10 protein-coding genes are annotated in these 21600 nt (G+C 67.4%); 4 read left to right on the top strand and 6 right to left on the bottom strand.

Translation table 11 applies throughout. The features are described 5' to 3' along the window. Positions 1-7: 7 nt before the first annotated feature. Genes BLA15945_RS03855 through BLA15945_RS03840 form a run of 4 tightly spaced genes read right to left on the bottom strand, consistent with a single transcriptional unit; the run spans position 8 to position 14363 of the window. The gene (locus BLA15945_RS03855; RefSeq protein WP_174991523.1) at positions 8-9733 is read right to left on the bottom strand and encodes a non-ribosomal peptide synthetase/type I polyketide synthase; all 9726 of its coding nucleotides are present in this window, start codon (positions 9731-9733) and stop codon (positions 8-10) included. Further along, positions 9720-11249, bottom strand: coding sequence for a flavin monoamine oxidase family protein (locus BLA15945_RS03850; protein ID WP_174991522.1), 1530 nt, complete (start codon positions 11247-11249; stop codon positions 9720-9722). The genes BLA15945_RS03855 and BLA15945_RS03850 overlap by 14 nt, the downstream gene beginning before the upstream one ends. A gap of 53 nt (positions 11250-11302) precedes the next feature. Then, positions 11303-13132, bottom strand: a complete 1830-nt coding sequence (locus BLA15945_RS03845) for an amino acid adenylation domain-containing protein (protein WP_059234140.1) — start codon at positions 13130-13132, stop codon at positions 11303-11305. After that, positions 13125-14363 carry a thioesterase domain-containing protein gene (locus BLA15945_RS03840; protein WP_174991521.1) on the bottom strand — a complete coding sequence of 413 codons (1239 nt, stop codon included), beginning with the start codon at positions 14361-14363 and terminating at the stop codon, positions 13125-13127. The genes BLA15945_RS03845 and BLA15945_RS03840 overlap by 8 nt, the downstream gene beginning before the upstream one ends. Before the next feature lie 694 nt (positions 14364-15057). Between BLA15945_RS03840 and BLA15945_RS03835 the strand changes: the two genes are divergently transcribed. Next, entirely contained in the window at positions 15058-16248 is a 1191-nt protein-coding gene (locus BLA15945_RS03835) for a hypothetical protein (protein WP_174991520.1), read from the top strand. After that, positions 16245-16970 (top strand): SDR family oxidoreductase, encoded by a 726-nt coding sequence (locus tag BLA15945_RS03830; RefSeq protein WP_196486572.1) that lies wholly within the window; start codon positions 16245-16247, stop codon positions 16968-16970. The genes BLA15945_RS03835 and BLA15945_RS03830 overlap by 4 nt, the downstream gene beginning before the upstream one ends. A gap of 417 nt (positions 16971-17387) precedes the next feature. On the opposite strand, the gene BLA15945_RS03825 is transcribed toward BLA15945_RS03830, so the two are convergent. Next, entirely contained in the window at positions 17388-18239 is an 852-nt protein-coding gene (locus tag BLA15945_RS03825; RefSeq protein ID WP_174991519.1) for an oxidoreductase, read from the bottom strand. Here BLA15945_RS03825 and BLA15945_RS03820 point away from each other — a divergent pair. Next, positions 18230-19285, top strand: a complete 1056-nt coding sequence (locus BLA15945_RS03820) for an AraC family transcriptional regulator (protein WP_174991518.1) — start codon at positions 18230-18232, stop codon at positions 19283-19285. The genes BLA15945_RS03825 and BLA15945_RS03820 overlap by 10 nt on opposite strands. A 54-nt stretch (positions 19286-19339) precedes the next feature. Here BLA15945_RS03820 and BLA15945_RS03815 read toward each other — a convergent pair whose 3' ends face one another. Continuing rightward, on the bottom strand, positions 19340-20560 hold the full coding sequence (locus BLA15945_RS03815; protein ID WP_407045086.1) for an alpha-hydroxy acid oxidase: 1221 nt from the start codon (positions 20558-20560) through the stop codon (positions 19340-19342). Positions 20561-20663: 103 nt separating this feature from the next. Here BLA15945_RS03815 and BLA15945_RS03810 point away from each other — a divergent pair, with 103 nt between their 5' ends. After that, positions 20664-21551 (top strand): LysR family transcriptional regulator, encoded by an 888-nt coding sequence (locus BLA15945_RS03810; protein ID WP_059234145.1) that lies wholly within the window; start codon positions 20664-20666, stop codon positions 21549-21551. Positions 21552-21600 lie beyond the last annotated feature (49 nt).

Raw genomic sequence — 21600 nt, 5'->3', positions numbered from 1 at the left:
AAAGGGATCAAAGCGCGGCGAGCCGGTCGAGGCAGTCTGCCGTCGTGTCGAGCAGCCAGCGGCTTGGGTCGTCGGCGGCCGGCATTTCCAGCCGGCCGAGTTCGTCGAGATACGCGGCATGCTCGACAGGCCGCCCGCTACCGCCATCGCCGAGCGCGCTGTAAAGCGGCAACATCCTGAAGAACGGATCGGATTCGGGCGTCTCGTCGCGAGCGCGGGCGACCCAGTCGGCCGCCGGCATGCCGCGCAGTGCCGCCCCGTGGCGCAGCCGCGACACGATCGCGCGAAAATCCAGATCGTCGATATGGACATTGCGCACGGCCGACATCATGGTGACCTTGCTGCGACGGACGATGTAGCGCGCCACGTGTTCCGTCGGCATGACCGGCACCGGAATCGCAAGATCCGGATAAGCGCCCATCGCCACGCACTTGTTGCTGAACGCGACGAAATGGTTTTGCCGTTTCAGGTTCGGATCGCGGCCGTCGATCAGCAGCGGCAGCCGGTAGATCGACGCGGGATAGCCGTGCAGTGCCGCTTGCGCAACGCAGGCCTCCGCCACGAATTTCGAGCGTTCGTAGCCCGACGACAGCTCGCGGATTGCTGCGTGTTCGAGCCATTGCTCCGGCAGGGACCCGAGCTCCGTGTACTGCGTCGAAATGTAGTGCACGTGCGCGACTTTCGCGGCAGCCGCAAACGCCAGGACGTGCCGGCTCGCGCCGACGTTGCCTTCGCGCATGAATGTGTAGTCGGCCGCATGGTTGACGTGCGCGGCGCAATGCATGACCTGCGTGATGCGGGTCAGCAACTGCGCATGGCGGTCGTTGTCCAGGCCGAACTGCGGCAAGGTTGCGTCGCCCCGGCAGATGCGAACACGCGCGGCGGGCAGCGCGTCGCCAAACATGGCGCGGTAGCGTGCGTCGAGACGCGCGCGCGCGTCATCGTCGTGACTGCCGCGCACCAGCACATAGACGTCCGCATGCGTTTCCTCGAGCAGCATCCGCAGGAGCCAGACGCCGAGGTGCCCGGTTGCGCCGGTCAACAGATAGGCGTCCGTCGCCCTCGCCGCCGTACCCGTGAATGCCGGCAACGTCGCGGCAGCTGCCAGATCCGACGCATACGGTGCATCGTCCTGCCGGCTGGCGGCGGCGTCCGCCGTCGTCGAACCATCGGGCCGGCTCGCACAGGCGGCCAGGAACCCGTCGATCGTCGGGTTGGTCAGGAACAGGCTGAAGTCGACCTTCAGCGCGAGTTCGCGTTCGGCGGCGAGCACCATGCGCGTCAACGACAGCGAATCGCCGCCGAGCTGGAAGAAGTTCTCGCGGGTTCCGATCGAGGCCAGGTCGAGCTGCGCCTTCCACAGCGCGCACAGGGCCGCTTGTGCAGGCGACAATGCGTCCGCCGCATCCGGCTGCCGCCGTGCGTCGGCGTCCTGCTCGATCCGGGCCAGCACGCGTTCCGTGAGCGCCTTCCGGTCGACCTTGCCGCTGCTGTTCGACGGAAAGTCCTCGAATCGCATCAGGCGCCACGGCACCATGTAATCCGGCAACCGTGTTTTCGCGGCGGCCAACACCGCAGGCTCGTCGAACGTGTCTGCAATGACGCAACCGACGATCTGCCGCCCGGCTGACGATGCCGCGCCGACATCGACCACGAGCGCGGTCGCATGACGGACGCCCGGATGCGACATCAGCACATGCTCGATCTCGCCCAGCTCGACCAGCAGCCCCCGCAGCTTCACGCGGAAATCGTTGCGCCCGATGTAGTCGAGTTCGCCGTCGCGCCGCCATTTGACGATATCGCCGGTGCGGTACATGCGCGTCGCGTCGTCCTGGTACGGATTGGCGGCGAACGCGTCGGGCGCCTTGAGCGTGCCGATGTAGCCGCGCGCCACCCCGCTGCCGCCGAGGGTGAGCTCGCCGGGCACGCCCGGCGGCACCGGGCGGCCGCGCGCGTCCAGCACCCAGTAGCGCACGCCGTCGCAGGCGACGCCGATCGATGCGCCCGGCCCGTCGGGTACCCGGGTACACGCATGATGGGTCGCATAGATCGTCACTTCGGTCGGTCCGTACAGGTTGTTGAGCGTCGTGGTCGTGCCCGACGCGAGCCATGCGCGCACCACGGGCTGCATCAACGCTTCGCCGACCGAAATCACGTGCCGCAGCGTCGGGCAGCGGGTGAGCGGCTCGAGCAGCAGGTTCAGCAGCGACGGCACGGTACTCATCATGGTCACGCGGTGGCGTACGCACACAGCGGCGTGGCCGGCCGGCCCGTCGGTCTCGTTCATCAGCACGACGACCCCGCCCGTCATCAGCGGCAGGCAGAATTCGGGCACCGAGATATCGAACGTCAGAACCGTCCCCTGCAGGAACCGGTCGCGCGCCGAGAAGCCGAAATGCCGCTCCATCCAGCGCAGGCGCTGGGTCAGCCCCAGATGCTCGACCAGCACGCCCTTCGGATTGCCGGTGCTGCCGGAGGTGAACAGCACGTAAGCAAGCCTGCCGCCCCGATCGGCATAGGCGCCGTTCGGCTCCAGTCGTGCGTGCTGCTGCACGCTGCCGGCGCGCACGACGTCGCAGTCGATCGCAGCGTCGTCCGTGCGCAGCACGACGTCGCACAGCCCCAGCGCATCGCGCTCGGCGAGCGCCTGTTGCACGCTGTCGGACAGCCGGTGCCGTTGCGTCAACACCATCGCGCATCGGGCCGTGTCGATCATGTAGCCGGTGCGCGCCGCCGGATGCTTCAGGTCGAGTGCGACGTAGGCGGCATCGCATTTCCAGATCGCGAGGATCGCAACGATGGATTCCGGGCACCCGAAGCGCGGCAACAGGATCCCGACGGTCGTCTCGCGGCCGACGCCCTGGCTGCGCAGCGTATCGGCCACCGTATCGGCGAGCGCATTCAATTCCCGGTAGGTCAGCCGGCGTTCGCCCCATTCGATGGCGACCGCGTCCGGCGTCTCTTCCGCGCGCCGTGCGAACTGCTCGTGCACGCATGCCGTGTCGCGCGGATCGACCTCCCGCATGTCGCGCGGAACCGGGCCGCACCCGGATGCCAGCAACTGCAATTGTTCGGCCGGCAGCATCGTGATCGAACCCACTTCGCGTTCGGCATGCCCGGGGTCGGACAACGCGACCAGCAGCGTGGCGAAATGCTCCGCAATCTGTTCGACCGTCGCGCGGTCGAACACGGCATCGGCGTACTTGAGGTCGATCGCCCAGTCGTGCTGACGCTGTGTCACCCACGCGCTCAGATCGAATTGCGCTTCCTGCTGCGTGATGTCGAGCGGCATCGCGTCGCGCTGCGCGCCGACGTCGACCACCATCTCGGAGGCATCGAAGTAGTTGAAGTAGGTCTGAAACAACCCGGCCGACCGGCTGGCCGAACGCAGGCGTTCGTCGCGCATCAGCAATGCGAGCGGTACGTCCTGGTGGTCGACCAGCTCGAACAGCGCACGCCTGACGCGGTCGACTGCCGCCGTGACGGTCTGGCTTTCGTCGACTTCGCTGACGAGCGGCAGCACGTTGACGAAATGGCCGACCGTGTTGCGCCAGCGTTGCGCCGAGCGGCCATTGAACGCGACACCCGTGATCACGCGATTCTGGTTCGAGTATCGCGCAAGCAGCAGCAGCCATGCGGCAAGGTGCACGGCCGCGCGCCGTCCGCCCGGCATCGCGTTGAGCTGTTCGACCAGACGCCCGGACACCGGCACGCGCACCGTGCCGCCGGTCTTCGCGCCCTGCTCCGTCCGCACCCGATCCACCGGCAGGTCAATGCTGACGGGCACGCCGTCGCCGTCGATGATCCGCTCGACGAAGAAGGCGCGCGCCGCCGTCAAGGTCGTCGCATCGAGCGCCCGCTGCGCGCCTACGAAGTCGCGATACGGTGCGTCGGAGCCGACCAGCGGCGCCGTGGCGCCGCACATCGCCTGAAGGAGCTGGACGCCCACGATGAAAATGGTCGCGGCATCCATCACGAGGTGATTCGACGTCACGACCAGATACCATTCGCGCGGCGACACGCGCAACACGTTCACGCGGGTCGCGAATTCGGTCGCCAGGTCCGGTGAGGCGGCCAGCAATGCCTGGATCCGCGCGTCGACCTCGGCACCCGATGCGGCGTCGTCGATCGCGATGGCGCAACGCGAGAGCGTTTCGTCGAGCGGGTGAATCACGTATCCCGGCTCGTGCTCGACTTCGTCGAACGTCGCGCGCAGCAATTCGTGTTCGCCAAGCAGATCCCGCCACCGGGCCGCCAGCCGATCCAGGTCAAGCCCGTCGCCAATCACGCGCCAGCCGACTGCGCAGTTGTAGGCGCGGCTGTCGCGGTGGCGGATCTGCTCGTACCAGATCGCAAACTGGTTGTACGAGAGCGGCACGCGGGCCGGCGTCCCGCCCTCCTTCACGGGCGTTGCCTCGACGTGAGCAGGTGCCGCGGCCTTGCCCATCGATGCGACCAGCCGTTCGTGGATGTCCGCGACGGTCGCGCTGTCGAAGAACAGGCTCGCGGGCAGGCTCAGCCCGAGTCGCCCCTGCAGTTCGCTGCGAATCCGGATCGTGCCGACCGAATCGAGCCCGAGTTCGTCCAGCGTCGAGGTCCTCGAAATCTGGTGCGACGCATGCCCCGTCTCCGCTGCGATCAGCCCGGTCAGCAGCGCGAACGCGACGTCGGCCGTCGTCGTGGCCGCGTCCCGCCCGATCGCCGGCGCGGCGGCGTCGCGTGTCGCGGCCGTGTCGCCGGATCGCGCGGGCGCATCCCGGACGACGCGATAAATCGCCAGATGCGCCCCGTGCGCGAGGCGCGCCATCGCCGCGATCAATGCCGCGCTGGCGGCTTTCGGGTCGAGCGGTTGCAGCCGTCGCAGCGAGCGCGACGGCGCGCGTCCCCCCACCCGCTTCAACATGCCGGTGTCCGCCCACGGCCCCCAGTCGACCACGATGGCCGGCAGGCCGAGCGACACGCCGTGCGCGGCCAGTCGTTGCAGTCCCGCGTTCGCGATCGCATACGAAATCTGACCCGGCGACTCGACGAACGACGCCAGCGACGAGAAATGCACGACGAACTCGATCGAGGGCTGCCCGTGCGCGTAGTCGTGCAGCACCGACGCACCGCGCAACTTGGCGCCGAGGACGGCGTCGAGCTGCGCCGAGTCGGTGTCCAGGATATTCCTGTCGGCGGTCGCGCCGGCCAGGTGAAAAATGCCGTCGAGCGCGCCCGCATGGGCGGTCAGCCACGCCCCGTCGACATCGGCGGCGGCCAGATCCGCGACGAGCAGCTGAATCGTCGCGCCGGACCGCTCCCGCAGGCCCGCAACCCACCGGTGATCCTCGTCGTCCGGCGTCAACGCGCGGCGACGCATCAGGACGAGGTTCCGGCATCCGCACGCGTCGACGAGATGTTCGATGAGATGTCTGCCCGCACCGCCGAACGCACCGGTCACGAGGTAACGGCCGTCGCTGCGCGGCTGAAGCGCCGGGTCGCCGTCGACTGCCGGCAAACCGGCCACGGTTTCGCGGCGCGCCAGCCCCGCGTCGTCGATACGCCACAGCGGTGTCGTGATCCGCCGCGGCGTCATGCCCGGCTTCGCGCCCCGTACCGCCACGATCGCGTCGACGACGCGTTCGCCCACGACGGCTACCTCGAGCTGTGCCGCGTCCAGCGCGGGCAGCTCGGCCTGCAAATGAACCGCGAGCGCCTGCATCGTCGCGGCCCCCAGCACGTCCGGCGCGGCATGACCCGTCTCCGTCACGAGACACACCTGCAGCGGTTGGCCCGGTTGCCGGTCCGACACCGTCTCGACGCTGCGCCGCACGTCGCGAACGAACGCGGCCACCGCGCCGTAAGACGCTGCCCCGGACAACCACCCGTGGGGCGCCCACACGACGATCGTGCGCACGCGCGCGTCATCGGCCAGCGGGCGGTCGATCGGCGCGCCGGCGCGGTGCGATTCGCCCGGCAACGCGAGCGAGCAGCTCGCTGCGCCGCGCCCGGCAAGAGCGTCGTGCCAGTGACCGGGCGCCGGCGCATCGGCCGGTGCGAGCAGCAGCCACGTTTCGCCGGTTAGCGGCGCGCCGGCCGACAGTTCCGGGACGCCGTCCCGCACCCATTCGACCCGGAAATGCACGTCATCGTGCTCGGCGGCCGGTTCCGGCAGGCTCACGCAGGTCACGCCATGAAATGTTGCAACGTCCCGGCCGGATTCGTCCTGGACGTGCACGTCGCCGACCAGTATCGTGTCGCTCGACTCCCGAAGCACGGCCCGGCAAGTCAGCGCCGAAGACCAGCGCGCATCCGGATCGATCTGGATCGACTCGAGCGCAACGGGAGCGTAGGCGCTGTCCGGACGGCCGCGGCACACGCCGAGCGACTGGAAGCACGTGTCGATGAAGGCACTGTGACTGAGCGGCAGCTCGGGCTGCGTGTCGGGCGGTGCAATGCGGCAGCGTACTTCGATGTCGCTGACGCGCTGGTATGCAACGATCCGCTGGAATAGCGGGCCGTACTCGACGCCCCGGCGCGCATATTCGTCGAAGAACGCGTCCGGGCGCATCCATTCATCCGGCTGCTCGGCGAACGGACCGCTCGAAGGCGGCAGCGGCGCGTGTTCCGGCGCAACGTGCACGCGTGCCAGTTCGGCATCGCCCTCGCCCGGCAGCCGGTACACGATCGCGTAGCGGCCATCGTGTGCGGGGCCGGTGATCTGGCAGGCCACCTCGTGCGTCGCGACCGCATCGTCGAATACGAGCGGCCGGCTGACCGTCAGATCGTCGAGCCGAATCAGGGCGCCGGCCGGATCCTGCCGGGACGCCCGCGAAATGGCCTGCATCGCGAGCGATACACCCGTCGACAGGTAGAACGCGCCGGGTACGATCGCGCGGCCGTGAATCCGGTGCTGATTGATCCAGTCCAGCGCGGGCGTGCCGGGGTCGACCTGCAAGGTCGCGCGAAAATCGATGGCCGACCACGCCGGCGTATCGCGCAATGCCAGCGCTTGCGTGCCGCCGCTGCTCGCGCGGGCGACGGCGTGCGGCCACGAAGCCGGCTGCAGCAGCGTGTGGTCGAACGGATATTTCGGCAGCTCGATGAACGGCTCACCGGCCTGCGCATCGCCGAATGCCTGCATGGCCTTCCGGATGTCCAGTGCGCCGCCCTCGGCGAGGCGTCCGGCAGCACGCAGGAACGTTTCGTCGTCGGCGCCGCGCCGGTCGATGCTGGGCAGGCACGTCAACACGCGTTGCGCCGCGCGCGCGGTGGCTGCGACGAGGCCGCAGAGCACCGGGCGCGGCCCGATTTCGAGCACCGCGTCGACGTCGTCGCCGACGATCCCGGCGGCGGCGGCCGCGAAATCGACGGGCCGCACGATCTGTTCGGCCCAGTATGCCGGCGAACCCAGCGCCGCTTCCATGTGCGCGGAACCGACCCGCCCTTCGACGGAACTCACGAACCGGACGGATGGGCGTTTCACCGCGATATCGCCGGCCAGGAGACGCGATGCGTGAGCGGCGAATTCGTCTGCCGCGGATTGCATCAGGGGCGTATGAAAGGCGCCCTGCGTGTCGAGCGGCGTGACCGTCAGGCCTTGCCGCTGCGCATGCTCCGCAGCGGCCAGCACGGCCGTATCGGAGCCGGCGACCACGGTCGATTGCGGCGCATTCAGCGCCGACAGCCAGAGCCCGGCCGACGGCAGGCCACGATTGACCTCGTCGATCAGGGCTTCGACGATCGGTCGCGGTGCGGCGATCGACAGCATCTTGCCGGGGGCAGCCGAACACGCTCGCTCCATGGCGTCGGCGCGCGCGAGCACGAGGCGCGCCGCCGTGTCGAAGTCGAATGCGCCGGCGAACCACGCCGCGGCATATTCGCCGACGCTATGTCCGAGCACCGCGTAGGGTCGGCAACCGAGTTCCTGCCAGAACTGCGCGAGCGCGCATTGCAGGACGAGCAGCGAGAGTTGCGACGCCCGCTGTTCGCGCACGAGCGGCAGCGAGGCGCCGGCAGCCGGCTCGGTGGCCAGCATGCGCGGCAGCAACGGCGTGTCCCAGCCGGCGATGCCGTCGACGCGACCGGCGAATTCCGTGAGCAGCTCGCGGAATCGCCGGTTGGCGTTGAACAGCCCGTGAGCCATGCCCGCGTACTGGCTGCCCTGCCCGGTGAAGACCATCGCCACGCGCCGCAGCCGCGTCGTCGGGCCCGGTGCGGCGCAACGTTCGCGCAACCGCTCGACCAGTTCGGCCGGGCTGCTGGCCGTGACCGCGATCGATGCGTGCGGCCAGACCTGGCGATTGGCCAGCGCCGCGTCGCACATGGCCTGCATGTCGATACCGGGCGATGCGTCGATGGCATTGGCATAAGCGTCGGCCAACGCCTGAACCGACGCCGGTGTGCGGGCCGACAGGAACAGCAGGCTCGCGCCGGTCCGGCGCGCTGCCGCCGGCGTGGCCGAGCGTTGCGCGCGCGGCTCGCCCAGCACGACGTGCGCGTTGGTGCCGCTCATGCCGAACGAACTGACCCCCGCGATCAGTCGCCCGTCCGGGTCGCCCGGCTGCCAGCGCGTGGGCGTCGCAGGGATCACCCCCTGAAAGCGCGCGAGCGGAAGATCCTCGTCGATATCGTCCGCCATGCAGTGCGGTGCGATTTGCCGCGCGGACAGGCACAGGGCCGCCTTGATCAGGCTCGCGATCCCGGCGCTCCCCTCGCAATGGCCGATATTGGCCTTGAGTGCCCCGAGATACAGCGCATGCGTGCGTGTGCCGAACACGTCCGCGATCGCGGACAACTCGATTCGGTCGCCGAGATCGGTGCCGGTTCCGTGTGTTTCGACATAGGAGACGTCGGCCGGCGTCACCGCAGCGCTCGCCAGCGCGTCTTCGATCACGCGCCGCTGCGCGGCCTGCGACGGCGCGGTGATCCCGTTGCTGCGGCCGTCGCTGTTCACGGCGCTGCCGAGCAGGTTCGCGTAAATTCGCTTGCCGGTGCGCACGGCGTCCGATTCGCGCATCAACACGACGGCGCCGACACCTTCGCCGCGCGCAAAGCCGTCGGCGTGTCGCGTAAAGGTCTTGCAGCGGCCGTCGGCGGCCAGCATGCCGGCCTGCGCCAGATCCACGCTGTAGTCATGCGTCAGCATGAGCGACGCGCCGGCCACGATCGCCGCGTCGCATTCGCCCGCGGCCAGCGCGCCGAGCGCCTGGTGAACCGCCACCAGCGACGACGAGCAAGCGGTATCGACGACCAGCGCGGGTCCTTCGAGCCCGAGGTGATAGGCGATCCGCCCCGCGGCCATGCTGCCCAGCGCGCCGCGGCTCAGGAATCCGTTGTAGTCGCCGCTGCTTGCCATGCGGCGCGCATAGTCGAGCGTGCTCAGACCGACGAACACGCCCCAGCGCTGCTTCCTCAGTGACGAAGGGTCGAGCCCCGCGTCCTCGATGGCGTGATAGCTCGTTTCCAGCAGCAGCCGATGCTGCGGATCCATGTAGATCGCCTCTTTCGGCGCGATCGAGAACACGGTCGGATCGAATGCCCACGGCGAGCGTGCCAGGAAGCCGCCGTGCAGCGCGTGCGGCGGCGTCGCGGCGCCGTCCGCGCCGAAGCGGCCGGCCGGCATCGGCCCGGTGGTTTCCCGCCCTTCCAGCACGACCGCGCGGAACGCGTCGAGAGAATGGGCGGCTCCGGGCAACTCGCATGCCATGCCGACAATGGAGATTTCCCCCGGTACCCGTTCACGCTGCTTCATTGCTCGACTCCGTCGTTTCGTTGTTCTGTTCCGTTCCGCTCTGCGCGTCGATCTGTTGCAGCGCGCATTGCACCGAACGGCAGGCGCCTTCGAAAAAGCCCTGCAGGTCCGAATACGCTTCGCCGCAGATGTGCACGCACCGGTTGTCCGGATCGCTGCCGATACTGAACGCGGCCAGTTGCCGGATCACGTCCGCCGACCGGTAGCCGGGGCGCCAGAAATGCACGCCGGCGCCGAACGGCGCCATGCTCCAGTCGCGGATGCCCCATTCGAGGATGCGCGGCGTGTCGTCGCGGGAGAACGTCTGCTGCAGGGTCCGGACGAGCGCCGCCTTCAGGCGTTCGCCCCGGTTGCGATACGGGGCCGACTGCCAGCCGCGGCGGCCTTCGTCCGTGTCGATCAGGTTGGCCCAGTACTGATGCCACGGTTCATCGCTGTAGAACATCGCCATGCCGTACCGTTCGGGCTGTCGCGGGTGGACTTCGAAATGCGCGGCCCGGACCATCGCGCCTTCGCCGCTGCCCGGCGGGGTGTCGGCGGTCCACCACGGGTCCTCGACGACGCAGCATGCCCACGTGATCGGGAACGGGACGACGGCATCGAGGCTGGCGGTCACGGCCGGCGGCAGGCAGCGGGCCAGATCCCGGAGCGGACGCTGCGGCAGCGCGAGCACGACGCGTCCGCACTCGACGACGACGCGGCGCCGCTCCGCAGCCGACACGTCTTCGATCGTCGCGGCGAGGGTGCCGTCGGGCTGCTCCGACAAGTCGACGAGCGCGCGATTCAGGACCACGTCGACACCCAGCGCGCGCACCGCGCGGCTGGCGTGGTCGATCAGCGCTTGCATGCCGCCGACCGGCAGGTACGACGGACGCGCGAGCAGGCGCAAATCGAGCAGGGTCGCGATCCATTCCGCGGCATTCGGATTCGCGTTCTTGAAGTTGTAGAACGCCCCCTTTTCGCGCGTGAACTCGACCGCTTCATGGCTCAGCACGTTCGAGAGCACGTTCCAGATGCCCTGCTGGTAAAGCGGCATGCCGTCGAACTGCGCGTCCGTACGGAATCGCGCCAGCGCCTCGGACCGGCCCGGCCGGTCGAAACGGTCGCCGTCGAGGTCCCACTGGTCCGCGACGATCATGCGCACCGCATGCATCAGCAGCGCCCACGGCGGATCGTGCGCACGCGGATCTGCCAGCAGCGCGCGCTCGTCCTCGGTCAGCCGCTCCGCACACGGACGGATCGACGAACCCGCCTCATGCGACGAAATGGGTTGCACGGGTACGCCCAGCGCCTGCACGAACGCATCGACGAGCGGTTGAAGATCGGGTTCGATTCGCACGGCGCCATATTCGGCGCGAAATGCACCGGACAGCATCTCGTCGGTCTGCACCCGGCCGCCGACGCGCGACAGCATCTCGTACAACCGGACGCGCAGTTCGGGGCGACGCTTCTTCAGTTCATAAGCGGCATACAGGCCGGCCAGGCCGCCACCGGCGATCAGTACATCGGTATCCAAAAGAATTCTCCGTCTGGAAGACCCGGCGCCGCGTGCGGCGGCCGGCGTCGTGCTCATGCCGTTGCAAGCCGTGAGTGGATTTCGCGCGTAAGCAGGTCGATCGTGTAGTACTCGAACATGTCTTCAGCCCGGAGGGACACCCCGAAGGCGGCGCTGAGCCGTAGCGACAGCGCCTGCACGCCCAGCGAATCGAGCCCGATGTCCGCGAACGGCTCGTCTCGGTCGATCAGCGCATCGCTGCCCAGGCCGATCAGCTCGGCCAGCACGCGGCCGATTTCGGACTCGACGTCGCTGGCCGGCGCGTCCTCCGCGCGGGCGCGCTCGGTGGCCTGGCGGCAGAGGTCGACGAGCGCCCGCCGGTCGGCCTTGCCGCTCATCGCCTGACGGGGAATCTCCGCGACCGCGACCCAGTCCTTCGGCAGCCAGGCGGCCGGCAGCGTGTGAGCCGCGGTTTCGCTCAGTGCCCGCATCCACGCGGTGTCGTGGCCGTCGGCCAGGACCACGATCGCGGTCAGCCGGTCGCCGACCACGAGCGCCGTGGCATCGCGCACCATCGGCGAGCGCAGCACCGCGGATTCGATCTCCGCCAATTCCACGCGCTGGCCGTTGATCTTCACCTGGTCGTCCACGCGCCCCACGCAGTGGACCAGGCCATCGGCATCGACCCGGCAGACGTCGCCGGTCAGGTAGATGCGCGAGTACACCGCCAGGTCGCCGACCTCGAACAGCGGATTCGCGATGAAGCGCAGCGCCGTTTCCGCGGCGTCGTTCACATAGCCGTTGGCCAGCGCCGCGCCGCTGATGCACAGCTCGCCCTCCTCCCCCGGCGCCGGGGGCACGACCGTATCGGTCACGCCGTCCGCCGCGGTTCGACGCAGGTAGAAGCGCGTGTGCGAAACCGGCGCGCCGATCGGCAACGAATCCCGCGGCGCGTCGTCGTAAGGCCATGCGCTCGCCATGATCGTCGCCTCCGTCGGCCCGTACACGTTGTGGACGACCGTGTCCGGCAGCAGGCGCCGTGCGCGTTCCGCGAGCGACGGACGGAAGACCTCGCCACCGACGCAGATCGCCTTCAGGCTCGTGCATTGATCGAAGCCCGGCGTTTGCGTGATGAGGTTGAACATCGTCGGCACGGTCGTGATGTGCGTCGCCGCATGCCGCCGGATGGCGGCCACGATCTCGACGCTGTCGATCCGGTGCGTGCCGCCGAGAAAGCACACCGTCGCACCGATCGTCAGCGGCGCGAGCAGCTCGTGCATGGACGGATCGAAGCACGGGTTGATACTTTGCAGCCAGCGATCGTCCTCGCGGAATCCCAGGTAGCCGATGATCCAGCTGAAGTGATTCCACGCAGCCGCATGCGAGACGGCAACGCCCTTCGGCAGCCCGGTGGAACCCGACGTGAAAATGACGTAGAGCGGATCGTGCAGTTCGGCATCGAGCCCGAGATTGTCGGACGACAACTCGCTCGCCCGCTTCAGCGCCACGTAGACGTCGCTTTGCGGCACGCCGCCGAGCTGCGTCATCGCGCGGCCTTCCAGGGCGGTCAGCACGAACGCGATTCGCGCGCGCTGGACCATGTGACGCATGCGGTCCTCGGGGCACGCCGCATCGACCGGCACGTAGACGGCCCCGCACTTCACGATGGCGAGCAACGCGACCAGCCTGACGGGATCGTGATCCGTGCACACGCCGACGGCCTCGCCGGCGCGGATGCCGACTTCATCGCGCAGGAAACGCGCGAGCCGGTTCGCGCGTGCATTCAGTTCACCGTAGGTCACGCTTTCGCGATCCGAGACCGCCGCGATGCGTTCGGGCCTCGCGGCCGCGCACTGTTCGAAGACCCGATGCGGGATGTGGGGTGAATAGATGGATTCAGTCATCGCAGGATTCAGGACGAAGGGATTGAACGATCGAAGCGACACATGCGACGTGCGGCTCCGAGAGCATTGAAAAGTGATTGCCGGGTACTTCGATGCCTTGCACGCGATGCTGGAGCGCGAGCGCATGCCAGTCGGGCAGCAGAGGCTCGCGCGCGTGCAGGCATGCCACGCGCGTGGCGGGCGCCGCGACGGTGCGATGGGACTTCAGCAAGGCCAGGCACGTCTGGCGCATGTCGAGTACCTCGCGCAGGCGGGCGGCGGGCATGCGCCGATGCAGGCGGGCGTCGATGTCGCCGTCGCTGGGTGATTCGGCGAGGAAGCGATCGGCTTCCGCCGGCGGAAACATCGCCTTGAGCAGCGTGATGCGCTCCGTGCGGTCGTTGCTCGCGCGTTCGCGTGCCGCGAGGGCCAGCGACGGATCGAGGCTGACCACGACGCCGAGGCGCTTGTCGCGCTTCTCCAGCAAGGCGGCCATTTCGCGCGCCACCACCGCACCGAAGGAGTGACCGCCGATCCAGTGGAACGGCCGGTCGTCGATCTCGCACAGGGCATCGGCGTATCGGCGCGCGAGATCCTTCAGGTCGGCGGCCTGCGCGAGTTGCGCCGGCACACCGCGAAACGCGCGGACGCGGAACGGCAGCCGCGCGGCCAGCGGCGCGAACGGCACGACGCTGCCGTCGGCGCCGTGGATCAGGGTCAGCACGGCATCGCCTGCGTCGCGCATCGCGCGCCCGGCGAGCACCCGTGTGACGTCGACGATCGGATCGACGCTCAACTGATCGGCGAGTTCGGATGCCGCGCGGCGCCACAGGTCGCCGATGGCGGCCGCGAGCGCCGGAGCGCCGGCAACGCTGACCTGCCACGCGTTCGCCTGCATCGGGTCGTGCGGCCGGAGCACGACGGGGCCGTCCGCCGCGCCGTGGACCTCGAGCGCCCATTGATCGATGGCGGCGCCGGCTTCGGCGCCCCCCGCTGCGTCGAGGCGGTCGGCGACCCGTCGAACCAGCGTGCGCAGAGGCCCGGCAAGCTCGAGCGATCCGAGCGTGATCGTCGGGTCCGCGCCAACGACAGCCGAACGTCTGCGGATCGTGATGGTCGCGTCGTTGCCGCAATCGACGCCGCGCACCCCGGCACGGCACAACGCCGCGAGAAAACCGTATTGGAGCGGCGCTCCGAGAACCTGGGCCAGGCTGGCCCGCAGGCGCGGGGCAATATCGTCCGTCCGCATCATTCTGTATTTATCCGATTTGCAAACCGCGTGTTTCTTTGAACATGCTGAAAATATATTAATTTTTCAATAACTGTTGCGGTGTGTGATTAGACAATCAAAATCTTCTGACGTGAACCTGCAATATCTGACAGACATCCCTGACATAAACATCAGGTGTCGAGGAGGTAAATAAAACTGTCTGTTTTGACAGCAATCATTTCGAGAAAATACTCGATACAATCCCCCTCCGCGCCACCTGATACGTCATGAAAATCAATTAAATCAACATCGGACCATCGAGAGGTTTTAAATGGAAGTCAAAGCACCTGAGAGCGAATCGGCTCGTACGATTCGTCAAGAAATCGCCTCGTTCCTGCGCAGCAAAAGCAATCTCCCCGTCACCGCGGAACACGCGACGGAGAAGCTTCTCGCCAAATCGCTGGACCTGGACGAAATCACGCGCCGTCGCGAGGCCTTCGCGACTCACGCGGAGATCGACGGCACCGCGGTGCTTGCGAACTACGAACTTCTGCATGGCGTGAAATATCTGGATCGACTCATAAACTGCGAAAAGCAGCAGGTCGATGCAAAATGTATTGTCGCGATCCTCAGAGGGGCGGAAATCTGCCTGAATAACATTTCAGTCCTCGCCGACCGGATCATCGACGACGTCAGTCATTCACGCTTTGGCGACGTTTCGATCAAGATTACGTGGATGAATCATTTCAACGATTCGCTGCACCGCTTTTCGCAGTTGCTGGTGCAAACGGATCTCGGCCGCAATGGCGGGGACTTTCTGTCGATCGAGGATTCGTCCACCTATCAGGCTGCCGCGAAAAAGACCGAAGCGATGTACGAAGCGCTCAAAACGGCGCCGGAATCGGTCCTCGACCTTTCCGAGAAGGATCTCGACGATCCGCAACGCTTCACGTTCTTTCACACCTTCGTCAATACCAATTACGAAACGATCTGGCTGGCCGTGCTGCGCCATGTTCGCGTACCGGGCGTGTTTCGCCACGAAGGCGAAAGCGCCGAGGCGTTCTATCAGCGGGTCGTGCAGAACGACGAGGTGCGCGATGCGGTCAACTGCGTCGATCTCAAGGATCCGACGTACCTGATGCAGTTTCGTGCGTACCACCAGATCAGCGAAGTCCTGGTGGGCCTCGTCAACGACGTCATCGCGGATTCGATTCTGGCGCTCGTCGACGAAGCGAACGAATCGTTCGAACATGAAGCGACGTCGCTGGCGATGTGCAACAAATTGCTGCAGATCGTCACCGACAACATCAAGCCGATCGTGCGAACGCTCAGTCCGAAGGCTTACTTCGCGATCCGGCCGGCGCTTGGCATCACGAGCGGCTCGCATTCGCACAATCTCCGCAAGGGGCTGTTCCTGACGATCTACCCGCTGCTGGTACGCTCGCTCCGTCTGCGGCTGATGCAATTCAACGAAACGGCCGCGCGCGACGACGACGCCGTGCTCGAGCAAGCGCAGCAGGTGCTGCGCCTGAACACGCAACCGGAACTCGCCGCGATGATTCGCCAGACGGTCTACGTGTACCAGTACGTGCGGACATGGCGTGACGAGCACATTCAGTTCGTCAAGACGCAGATCGGCGTGAGTCCGGAAGACAATACGCCGACCGCGTCGATTTCGGGCGCCGAAAACGCGGCCCAGACAGCGCACAACTTCCGCAGCACGCACCTGAACGACCCGATCGGTCCGCTTTACGAGGCCACGCTCGGCAAACGCCCGCCTGCCCCGTTCTCGATCGTCCATCCGGGACGTTTCGACGAGCACATGGCGTTCTTCACGGCGAATGCCGTCAAGGCGATGTACGCCGACGTGCAGCAACGCGCGCAGCGCAAGCGAGACCGCGCGGCCCGCGTGGGAGGCGCGTCGTGACGACTTTGCCGCTGGTGATGGTGACGGGCGCGAGCTCCGGTATCGGCGCGGCGGTCGCGCGTGCGTTCTCGGCACTGGGGCATCCGCTGCTGCTGGTGTCGCGGCGGCTGGCCGAGCTGCAGTCGCTCGATTTGCCCAACGCCGTATGCGTCGCGGCGGACGTGACCGACGAGCGTGCGGTGCGATCCGCGGTACAGGCCGCGCAAGCGCAGTTCGGCGGTGTGGATTGTCTCGTGAACAGCGCGGGAACGATGTTGCTCGGCGAGCCGCTCGAGCAATCGGCCGACGAACTCCGGACCATGCTGGACGTGAACGTCGTCGGCACGATGAATGCGATTCACAGCGTGCTGCCGGGCATGGTCGAGCGGCGGCGAGGCAGCATTTTCAACGTCAGCTCGATCACCGGACGCCAGGCCTTTCCGTTTCATTCGGCCTATTGTGCGTCGAAGTTCGCCGTGCACGGGATGTCTGCCGGGCTCGGTGCCGATCTCGGTCAGCACAATATCCGCGTGTCGACCATCGCGCCCGGCGTGGTCGACACGCCCCTGCTCGACGCAACGACGTCGGAGTCCGCCAAGACCATGTTCCGTGAGTGGATGAGTTCGCTGGAATCGGTCCTGCATCCCGACGACGTCGCACGCACGGTGTGCTTTGCCTATGCGCAGCCGCAGCACGTTTGCATGCGGGAGATTTTCCTGACGTCCACCGCGCAAACGTCGTGAAGCAAGCCGCCTCGCGATGCGTCGCGAGGCGCCGGGCAGACTGGCCGGGTGCCGTTCGCAGCCATCGCGGCGGCACGACCGGCGGAGGTCGCCGGCTGTCCGATCCCGCCCATCAAACAGCCGGTGTAATGAACTGCGCCCCAAAAGCTGGATATCGATCCGGCCTTTGGGGCGTTTGTCTTGACGCCCTGTCCGATCGAGCGCGGACATTCGAACCGCTCGCCTGCCTCGTCGCAAAGACGGCCCGCCCATCTCCGGCGAGCGATGAAGGACGCGGCATGTCGCGGCGACCGGGATCGACGCGTTTCCCGATTGATCAGTTTGGAAATGAAATCATCGTGTTGTGATAAGAAAAGTTATCCGGATAGATGCATCGTTTTATCCAACTGCGTGTTCCGCGACAGACTATCCGGTGCGTCATGCGGCCGGAAAATCGGTCCCCTCGGTGAGATCGCGCCATGCTTCGAAATTCGTGCGCAGCGCATCGAGGCGCTCGAGCGCAACGTCGAGCGCCGCCTTGCCGAGCAGCAGGCGCAACGGCAGCGCATTCGATTCCAGCGCGGCGATCACCGCGGCGGCCGCCTTGACCGGGTCGCCCGGCTGATGCCCCGATACCGCTCTCGTCGCCGCGCGGCGCTTGCCGGCCGTGGGCGCGTAATCGTCGATCACCGTACCGGAGGCAACCATCGAACGACCGGCCCATTCCGTCCGAAACGCGCCAGGCTCGACGATCGTGACCGCGATGCCGAGCGGCGCGACTTCATGCGACAGCGATTCGGACAACGCTTCGACCGCGAACTTCGTTGCGTGGTAGTAGCCGGTCGCGGCGAATGCGACGAGGCCGCCCAGTGACGAAAAATTCACGACGCGGCCGCAACGTCGCGCCCGCATGCCGGGCAGCACGGCCCGGGTGACGGCCAGCAGGCCGAATACGTTGGTCTCGAATTGCGCGCGAATGGCCTGGTCTTCGCCCTCCTCGATCGCGGCGAGATAGCCGTATCCCGCCGCGTTCACCAGGACGTCGATGTGGCCGAAGCGTGCTTGTGCGGCGGCAACCGCATCGGCTATCGATACCGGATCGGTGACATCCAGGCGCACCGTCATCGCGGTATCGGGATATCGGCCGGCGAGGCTCGCCACGGCGTCGGGCTGCCGGACCGCCAGCACGACACGCCAGCCGCGTGCCAACGCCTGTTCCGCCAGCTCGCGGCCCAGGCCGGAGGAACTGCCGGTCACGAACCAGACCGAATCTTCAGGACATGCTGTCATCGTTGCACCCTCCTCTTTCGACGAAATGCAGGTGCAATGGTGGCGCCGCGGCGATCTCGCGCGTTAGTCCGTTAAGATCAAGGTCTTGCACGATCCTGCCAAAGTGCGTGTCGCGTGCATCCTTACTTCGGGGCCGGCTCTCCATGTCCGCAAACCAGCAGTCGGCGCTTCGCCGGATCGTACGGCGACATTGCAGGCAGCCACGTCAGGCGACGTCGTTGCCGAACGTCACGTTGTTCAACTGCCCTCATCCGACGAAGCCGGTGCGCAGCTTCTACGAGCCGCGCCTGTGCGTGGTGCTTCAGGGCCGCAAGCGCGTGTTGCTCGGGCAGTCGGTGTACGACGCTGGGGCGTCGCAGTGCCTGATCGCCACGGCCGACGTGCCGGTGACGGCCTGCGTGACCGATGCGCATCCCGACCACCCGCACCTTGCCGTGACCTTGGCGCTCGACCGCCTGCGCGTTGCCGAGGTCTGGTCGACGATGCCGGCGCGGCCCGGATCGAAAGACCGCGTGGGCGGGCTGGTCACGGGCGCACTGGAGCCGGACCTGATCGATCCGCTGACCCGCTTGCTGACCATTCTCGACCGGCCGGAAGACGCCGCGGTGCTCGCGCCGATGATCGAGCGCGAGATCATTTACCGGCTGTTGCAAGGCGCGTTCGGCCCGGTGGTTGCCGGGATCGTCAACGACCCGAACCTCACGCGGATCAGCCGCGCGACCTGCTGGCTGCGCGAGCACTATCGTCAGCCGTTCCGGATCGACGAACTGGCGGCGCTCGTCGGGATGAGCGTGACCTCGCTGCATCGCCATTTCAAGGCGATCACGGCGATGACGCCACTCGACTACCGGCGCGAGATCAGACTGGAAGAAGCCCGGCGGCGCATCCTGTCGGGCGGTGCGCGCGTGGGCGAGATCGGGATCGACGTCGGCTACGACAGCGCATCGCAGTTCAGCCGCGAATATCGGCGGCATTTCGGCCGGACGCCCAGTGACGAGGCAGAGCACGTGCCGCCGGACAACACGGCGGCGATGCCCGGCGTTTGAGCGTTCCTCCGTCGCTCACTCGCCCGGCCGCTGGACAGCCGTCCGCGAGGCCGGTCATCCGTTTTTCCGGATCAGCACGTCGGGCGTCAAATGGCTGCACCGCTCGACGCCGAGCATCGCCATGTTCCGGTCCACTTCATCGTGCAACAGGCCGATCGCGTGCAGCACGCCGGCTTCGCCGGCCACGGCCGCCGCGTAATTGAACGGCCGCCCGACGAATACCATGCGGGCGCCCATCGCGATGGCTTTCAGCACGTCCGACCCGCGACGAAAGCCGCTGTCGATCATCACCGGATAATCCGCCCCGAGCGCGCGAATCACGTCGGGCAGGATCCGCATCGGCGAGACCGCGCCGTCCAGCTGGCGGCCACCGTGGTTCGACAGGATGATGCCGTCGGCACCCGCGTCGCGGGCGATCACGGCATCGTCCACGCCGAGAATGCCCTTGATCACCAGTTCGCCCTTCCATTCCTGCCGGATCCGCTTCAGATGCGTCCAGTCGAGATGGTCGCGCGCGGAGAAATCCCGCAGTACCGAGGACGACAGGATCGGTGCGCCGCGTGTTGCGAAGGAGTTCTCGAAATGCGGCATGCCGTGCGCGAGCAGCGTCCGGGCGAAGGTGCCGGCCAGCCAGCGCGGGCGCGTGAGGCCGTCCCAGAACAGGCGCGCCCCGGGACGCAGCGGCGTGGTGAAGCCGGTACGCACGTTGTTTTCGCGATTGGCGGACACGGGGATGTCGACCGTGATCACCAGCGTCCGGTAGCCGGCACGCGCGACGCGTTCGAGCAATGCGGTGATGCGGCTCGGATCGCCTGGCAGGTACGCCTGGAACCAGGTGCCCGGCGCAGCGGCGGCGACCTCCTCCAGCGGGATGAGCGACGAGCCGCTCATGATCGATGCAATGCCCGCGCGCTGCGCGGCACGCGCCAGCACGATGTCGCCGCGATAGGCCGACAGCGCATGGATCCCCATCGGCGCGATGCCGAACGGCGACGCATAGCGCCGTCCGAACAGTTCGACCGTCTGTTGCCGCTGCGAAACGTTGCGCAGCACGCGCGTGGCAAACCCGTACTCGTCGAACACGGCGCGGTTGTCGTCGCGTGTGCAGTTGTCTTCCGCCGCGCCGCTGACATAGCCGAAGATCGGGCGCGGCAGCACGCGCCGCGCCGCCGCCTCGAAGTCGTGAAGGCTCAGCATGTTGCGCAGCACGCGAGGCGGTCGCGTGTCTGCCAGGGGGCGGCTTGCTCCGGGAAGGGATGAGGCGGACGAGGTCATTTCTGCGGCCTGTTTTCGAATTGGTGCCGGAATTTTAGGTACACGCGAGGCGCTTAAAAAGCGATAATCTTCCAATGAATTTGTTCGATAAAAGCGAAAGACAATGGCCACCCCGACTCTCAAGCAACTCGACGCGTTCTACTGGGCGGCGACCTGCGCAAACTTCTCGACCGCCGCGCAACGGCTGCATCTGTCGGTGTCGTCGCTGTCCAAGCGCATCAACGAACTGGAACAGGTCGTCGAGCGCACGCTGTTCGACCGGAGCGGCCATCGGGCCGTGCTGACCGACGCCGGCGAGGCGCTGTTGCCGGCCGTGGTGCGGGTGCTCGAGTCGGTCGCTGCGCTGCAGGAATCGGTCGCACGGGACGAAGGGTTGAGCGGCCGGCTGCGCTTCGGGGTCGGCGAGCTGTCGGCGCTGACGTGGCTGCCGCGCTTCGTCGCGGCGGTGCAGAAGCTGCATCCGAAGCTGGCGCTCGAGCCGTATGTCGACGTGGGCGCGGCGCTGGAGGAGAAAGTCGATGCCGGCGAACTGGACTTCGCGGTCATCGCCGGCCGGTCGTCGCGCGGCAGCGTGCTGTCACAGCCGGTGGCGGAAGCACGGTTCGCGTGGATGGCGGCCGAGGCGCTGGTCGGCAGCACGCGCGTGCTGACGCCGGCGCTGATCGCCAGCCATGCGCTGGTGCTGCTGCCGTCCGGCTCGGGCGTGACGCGCATTCTCGACGACTGGCTGCTGGCGTGCGGCATCAATCATGCGCGCCGGATCGCATGCAACAACTGGAGTGCGGTCGCCGGCATGCTGGGCGAAGGCGTCGGCATCGGCTTCCTGCCCGTCGACTGGGCGCGTGCGCGGCTGGGCGGCAACCTCGTGGAGCTGACGAGCGAGCCGCCGCTGGCGCCGCTCCAGTATGCGTTCCAGTGGCGCCGCGGCGACGTGCGCGGGTTGATTCCGTCGATGCTGTCGCTGGTGCGGCAGTATGCGGATTTCCGCTGATGCGTGACGGCCGCCCGGCGTCAGGCGCGGGCGGCCCGGATGAAGCGTG

Origin of the sequence: Burkholderia arboris (genome assembly GCF_902499125.1) — a bacterium.
GTDB classification, from domain to species: domain Bacteria; phylum Pseudomonadota; class Gammaproteobacteria; order Burkholderiales; family Burkholderiaceae; genus Burkholderia; species Burkholderia arboris.
This window is presented reverse-complemented; position numbering and strand designations above follow the sequence as displayed.

Coding starts and splice junctions, on each gene's coding strand:
- BLA15945_RS03855 (WP_174991523.1), bottom strand. CDS start 9,733: ATGAAGCAGCGTGAACGGGTACCGGGGGAAATCTCCATTGTCGGCATG.
- BLA15945_RS03845 (WP_059234140.1), bottom strand. CDS start 13,132: ATGACTGAATCCATCTATTCACCCCACATCCCGCATCGGGTCTTCGAA.
- BLA15945_RS03840 (WP_174991521.1), bottom strand. CDS start 14,363: ATGATGCGGACGGACGATATTGCCCCGCGCCTGCGGGCCAGCCTGGCC.
- BLA15945_RS03835 (WP_174991520.1), top strand. CDS start 15,058: ATGAATCATTTCAACGATTCGCTGCACCGCTTTTCGCAGTTGCTGGTG.
- BLA15945_RS03820 (WP_174991518.1), top strand. CDS start 18,230: ATGCTGTCATCGTTGCACCCTCCTCTTTCGACGAAATGCAGGTGCAAT.
- BLA15945_RS03825 (WP_174991519.1), bottom strand. CDS start 18,239: ATGACAGCATGTCCTGAAGATTCGGTCTGGTTCGTGACCGGCAGTTCC.
- BLA15945_RS03815 (WP_407045086.1), bottom strand. CDS start 20,560: ATGACCTCGTCCGCCTCATCCCTTCCCGGAGCAAGCCGCCCCCTGGCA.
- BLA15945_RS03810 (WP_059234145.1), top strand. CDS start 20,664: ATGGCCACCCCGACTCTCAAGCAACTCGACGCGTTCTACTGGGCGGCG.